Below are 5,106 nucleotides of genomic sequence, written 5' to 3' on the forward strand. Positions count from 1 at the left end.
TGACCGCAGCGTACAACTAGTACGTGAGGATTATCAGCAAGAGACTTTGTCTCCAATTTTTCAAATTAAACGAGTGTGCTTTTCAAATTTAGAAAATAATGTTTTGAAGTTGCGAGTAGTAATATTTGCTACTTCTTTTGATGTGATATTTTTGAGTTCGGCGACTTTCTCGGCAACATATCTAACGAAAGCCGGTTCGTTTTGTTTGCCTCGCATAGGCGTAGGTGCTAAATAAGGTGAGTCGGTTTCAATCAATAATCTATCGAGCGGCACATATTTAACTATTTCCTGCAAATCGGTTGCATTCTTGAAAGTAATAATACCGGACATTGAAATATATAAACCGATATCTAACATTTTGGTTGCTAGATTTTTTGATGAGATAAAACAATGAATTAGCCCGGGAAATTTAGTATTACGCATTTCCGAGGTTAAAATGTCAATAGTGTCTTCGTCTGCTTCTCTTGTATGAACAATAATAGGTAAATTAGTAGCGGATGCCGCATGTATATGTGCTACAAATGAATCTTGCTGTAATTTTTTATCGTAAGGCTGATGATAATAATCAAGACCTGTCTCACCGATTCCGATAATTTTCGGATGCTTGGTAAGCTTAATAATTACCTCAGCGTCATTGCGAGGAGAGATGTAGTCTTGACGTGGCGATCTTGTCCAAACTTCCTGAGATTGCCACAGCACTTGCAGTGCCTCGCAATGACTAATAGAAGAATTCACTTCGCACGGATGCGCCCCAACAGAAGCAAAAACATTTTCATATTTTTCAGCTATTTCTAAAATAATCGGTAATTCTTCAATTTTAGTGCAGATAGTTTGCATATACTGTACATTATTTTCTAATGCTCTTTGAATGATAGAATCTAAATCCGTATCTTTAGTAAGTAAATTCAGATGACAATGCGAATCTATTAGCATGCTATAACACCGATGTTATTCCTGCTTTCAGGCGTTGTTGTATGGATACTAGAACCTTCATTGAGAGGAGCGAAGCTTTGTTGCAATCTCATGAAATAAACTCCTGAGGTTGCTTCGTCGAAACTTACAGTTGCTTCTCGCAATGACGATAAAAATTTATTCATACAACATCCCCTCAAATCTTGGAAATATTATGGTAGGTTCTAAAATATCGCTACCCGCCCTTAAAGCATAATCACGTATTAAATGCTTAAATAAACGTTCTTCTTTATTTACCCCTAACTGATCTAGCATTTTATTCGCCGAACTCGGTATAAAAGACAGAAGCATTATCGCAATATAGCGCAACACCTCTAGTAAAGTATATAACACCTCTAACATTTTATCCGGATCGGTTTTTTTCAAATTCCAAGGTGCTTCACTATCAATATAGATATTTGCCTCTTCGGCTAAATTAATAATATTTTCAAGAATTTTATTAATCTCTGTTTTGTCCATCAATAAAATATTCTGCTCGGCAAATTTACTTGCGGTTTTTAAAATCGGTAGCTCATATATTTTATCAATGATATTTTGCTCAATTAACGGCACTTTGCCGTCATTATTTTTATAAACAAAAGATGTAGTACGCTGCAATAAATTACCTATTTTGTTTGATAGCTCGCTATTAATACGGGTAATTAAATTACTGCGAGCAAAGTTACCGTCTGCCCCAAAAGTTACCTCACGCATCAGAAAATACCTAACCTGATCAACGCCGAACTCATCGATTAATTTCATCGGATCAATGGTATTACCAAGAGATTTAGAAATTTTCTGCCCCTCATTCGTCCACCAACCATGAGCCATAACAGTTTTCGGCAGCGGAATTTCAGCGGCCATTAAGAAAGCCGGCCAATAAACCGCATGAAAACGTAAGATATCTTTACCAACTACATGCAAATCAGCCGGCCAAAATTTACCGTAATTACTTTGTGCTTCGGGATAACCGAGTGCCGAAATATAATTAGCAAGTGCATCAAGCCAAACATAAATTACATGTTTTTCGTTATTTGGAACTTTTATCCCCCAGTTAAAAGTAGTACGCGATACTGATAAATCTTTTAGACCTGATTTAACAAAGCTAATTACTTCGTTACGCCTTGATATAGGTCTAATAAAATCAGGATTTGCTTCATAAAACTCAAGCAATTTATTCTGCCATTTTGAAAGGTTAAAGAAATAGCTTGGCTCTTTAACCCATTCAACTGGTGCACCCGTCGGTGCTAAACCGTCACTCGTAAGTTCCGACTCATCAAAAAAAGCCTCATCTCGCACTGCATACCATCCTTCATAAAAACCTTCATAAATAGTACCGTTATCTAGTAATTTTTGCCAAAAAACAGCTACGGCTTCTTTATGCCTATCTTCCGTTGTTCTGATAAAATCATCATTGGAAATATTCATAGCAGTCATCAGATTGCGAAAGCTTTGCGATGTCTGATCAGTAAATTTTTGAGGATCGATATTTTTGCTAATAGCTGCTTTTTCTACTTTCTGCCCGTGTTCGTCAGCCCCAGTTAAAAACATTACATCGAAACCCCGAAGTCGCATGAAACGAGCAATAATGTCGCTTGCAACGCTAGTATAAGCATGACCGATATGAGGAACATCGTTAACGTAATATATAGGGGTAGTAATGTAGTAAGTATTTTTCATAGTATAATTCTAATAAATGAAGAGTTGGTAGACGAAGGTCAATTTCAAAAAGAGCCAGGAGTTCTCAAGACGAGGAGCGGAGCATATACCTAATACGTGAGCACCCTCGTCCTTGTAGAACGACGTAGCCAGTTTTTGAAATTCACCGAGTATATAGATGCTTTTTTATTAACTCATGTACTTCAAGCGGACTTAAATCTGATGCTTTAATTGTTTTTATTCTCTCAGGAAATCTATTACTTAATTCTTTAAAGCAATCATAGATTTTTTTATAAAAATCTATACCTCTTACGTCAAATTTATTGCTCATATTTCGTGAATTGACTCTCTTAATAGCAGTATCCGGCTCTACATCAATAAAAAACGTAATATCCGGCATAAGAGAAGGCATTAAAGTTTTGTGCATATTATAAACTAAATCTATGCCGTTTTCTAGCTCTAATCCTTGATAACATGCAGTTGAGTCAATAAACCTATCACATATTACTATATGTCCATCTTGCAGAGCCGGTATAATTTTCCGCGCCATATGATCATAACGTGCTGCCATAGCTTGTAATAGCTCGGACATGGGTAATAATTCTTCATGTACTAGGATTTCACGCATTTTTTCGGCGACGGCAGTACCGCCAACTTCACGAGTTAAAATAACGGGAGTATTTTGAGATTTTAAATATTCATAGAGCATTTGAGATTGAGTAGATTTGCCAATCCCCTCCCCGCCCTCAAACGTAATAAACTTTCCTTGTTTCAAATTATTCATTAATTACAATTACTTTAAGCTATAACTTTATAATCATATCTCTTAAAAAAATATTTACAAGGAAGATTACATACTTATATACTCCTACAAAATGAAGAACAGTTATACGAAGCTCAATTTGGAAAAGAGCAAGGCGTTTTGAAGCTTTTAACCGCAGCATACATACTAGTACGTGAGGATTAAAAGCAAAAAACAACGTAGTTAATTTTTCAAATTGAGCGAGTATACATTATAAATTTAAATTATTAGTATATGAGCAATTCGTTAAGCAAAAGGGATTTTTCGATTCTAATCGGTAATGCGATGGACCATTTTGATACTGCACTTTATGGTTTTCTTGCACCGTTACTTGCCGGTATTTTCTTTCCGAATCATGATAAAATTGTCGCCTTAATACTTACCTATAGTGTTCTTGCTACATCATTATTTACACGTCCTATAGGCTCTTATTTTTTTGGCGTAATTGCTAAAAAATACGGTGAGGTTTTTGCTTTATCTCACTCTTTGACCGGCGTTGCTTTAACAACTAGCCTAATCGGTCTAATTCCTTCTCATACACAAATAGGCTGGCTTGCACCGCTATTATTAGTTGTGCTTAGGACGTTGCAAGGAGTATACTCCGAGGGTGAATGTGCTATTGCTAAATTATTTATTTTAGAGAATAAAGAAGAAAAAAAAGCGTTTAAAGCTTCTTATCTTTATCAAACATCTACTATGGTCGGTATTATCCTTGCTTCATTTATCAGTACTATAGTTTTAAATGTAGAATATAATACATATTGGCGTTTATGTTTCATATTTGGCGGATTTACGGCCCTTATAGGTTATTTTTTAAGGAAGAGTCAGGATTATACGTCATTGCGAGCGACCAAAAGGAGCGTGGTAATCTCAGGAGTTTTGCCTAAGATTGCTTCGTCAAAACCTACGGTTTTTCCTCGCAATGACGTAGTATCATCGCTATTACACGATCTAACCACAATTTGGAACAACAAGCTAAGTATCTTACGAATTAGTTTTGCAGGCGGTTTCTGGTATATGATTTATATGATACCGTTCGTATTTATGAATAGTTTTATCCCTCTCATTACTGATATATCTTTAGAAACGATGATGAAGTTTAATACTGAATTTCTAATTTTTGATATGGTGATGATTCCAGTAATCGGATATTTAACAACGAAACTACATTATCTTAAATTATTAAAGAGTATTCTTGTTATAATAATTTTAACCACTATTCCTTTATGGCTATTCTTAAATAATTCTTCTATATGGTATGTTAATTTCGTACGTGTTTGGATTATAACACTTGGCGTTTCTCACTTAGCACCTTTAGATTGCTGGTTAAATGATTTATTTAAAACTTCTGATAAATATATGCTAGTCGGCATCGGCTGGAGTATCGGTTCTTCATTAATCGGACGCCTTACCCCGTCAATCTGCCTAATGCTTTGGCATGTAACAGGTAGCTCTTTATCAATTGCGGTTTATATAACGGTAATATCGATGGTAACCTTCTGGGCTGTGAGAGCGGTACGTTAATAGACCTCTTCGGAAACTCGCTTATAGTGAGAAATTTGAAGGAGACACGGAACACAGAACCGCAGCGTATATAGACATACGTGAGGATTCGAGTACCGGATCGACGTACAAATTACTCCCTATAAGCTGTAGAAGTCAAGATTTAATCTTACAGACATTATAAAAATTAT

The 5,106-nt window shown here is 35.8% G+C and carries 5 protein-coding genes and 1 pseudogene; 2 read left to right on the plus strand and 4 right to left on the minus strand.

Going from position 1 to position 5,106, the window contains the following annotated elements:
* Positions 1–60: 60 nt before the first annotated feature.
* The 4 genes from KYQ89_RS04445 to tmk form a co-directional block, all read right to left on the minus strand.
* Positions 61–933, minus strand: coding sequence for a TatD family hydrolase (locus KYQ89_RS04445; protein WP_218460586.1), 873 nt, complete (start codon positions 931–933; stop codon positions 61–63).
* Entirely contained in the window at positions 927–1,097 is a 171-nt protein-coding gene (locus KYQ89_RS04450; protein WP_218460587.1) for a hypothetical protein, read from the minus strand. The genes KYQ89_RS04445 and KYQ89_RS04450 overlap by 7 nt, the downstream gene beginning before the upstream one ends.
* Positions 1,090–2,631: a methionine--tRNA ligase gene (gene metG, locus KYQ89_RS04455; protein ID WP_218460588.1), complete on the minus strand. Its 1,542-nt coding sequence runs from the start codon at positions 2,629–2,631 to the stop codon at positions 1,090–1,092. Before metG ends, KYQ89_RS04450 begins: the two co-directional genes overlap by 8 nt.
* A 142-nt stretch (positions 2,632–2,773) precedes the next feature.
* Positions 2,774–3,394, minus strand: a complete 621-nt coding sequence (tmk, locus tag KYQ89_RS04460) for a dTMP kinase (RefSeq protein ID WP_218460589.1) — start codon at positions 3,392–3,394, stop codon at positions 2,774–2,776.
* A 252-nt stretch (positions 3,395–3,646) separates the two neighbouring features.
* Between tmk and KYQ89_RS04465 the strand changes: the two genes are divergently transcribed.
* Positions 3,647–4,936, plus strand: a complete 1,290-nt coding sequence (locus tag KYQ89_RS04465) for an MFS transporter (RefSeq protein WP_218460590.1) — start codon at positions 3,647–3,649, stop codon at positions 4,934–4,936.
* Positions 4,929–5,099: pseudogene (locus KYQ89_RS04470) on the plus strand (palindromic element RPE1 domain-containing protein); the annotation flags it as partial. The gene KYQ89_RS04465 and the pseudogene KYQ89_RS04470, both read left to right, overlap by 8 nt.
* Positions 5,100–5,106: the final 7 nt, after the last annotated feature.

Source organism: Rickettsia sp. TH2014, from assembly GCF_019249195.1.
In the GTDB taxonomy this organism is placed as follows: Bacteria; Pseudomonadota; Alphaproteobacteria; order Rickettsiales; family Rickettsiaceae; genus Rickettsia; species Rickettsia felis.

Coding starts and splice junctions, on each gene's coding strand:
- KYQ89_RS04445 (WP_218460586.1), bottom strand. CDS start 933: ATGCTAATAGATTCGCATTGTCATCTGAATTTACTTACTAAAGATACG.
- metG (WP_218460588.1), bottom strand. CDS start 2,631: ATGAAAAATACTTACTACATTACTACCCCTATATATTACGTTAACGAT.
- KYQ89_RS04465 (WP_218460590.1), top strand. CDS start 3,647: ATGAGCAATTCGTTAAGCAAAAGGGATTTTTCGATTCTAATCGGTAAT.
- KYQ89_RS04450 (WP_218460587.1), bottom strand. CDS start 1,097: ATGAATAAATTTTTATCGTCATTGCGAGAAGCAACTGTAAGTTTCGAC.
- tmk (WP_218460589.1), bottom strand. CDS start 3,394: ATGAATAATTTGAAACAAGGAAAGTTTATTACGTTTGAGGGCGGGGAG.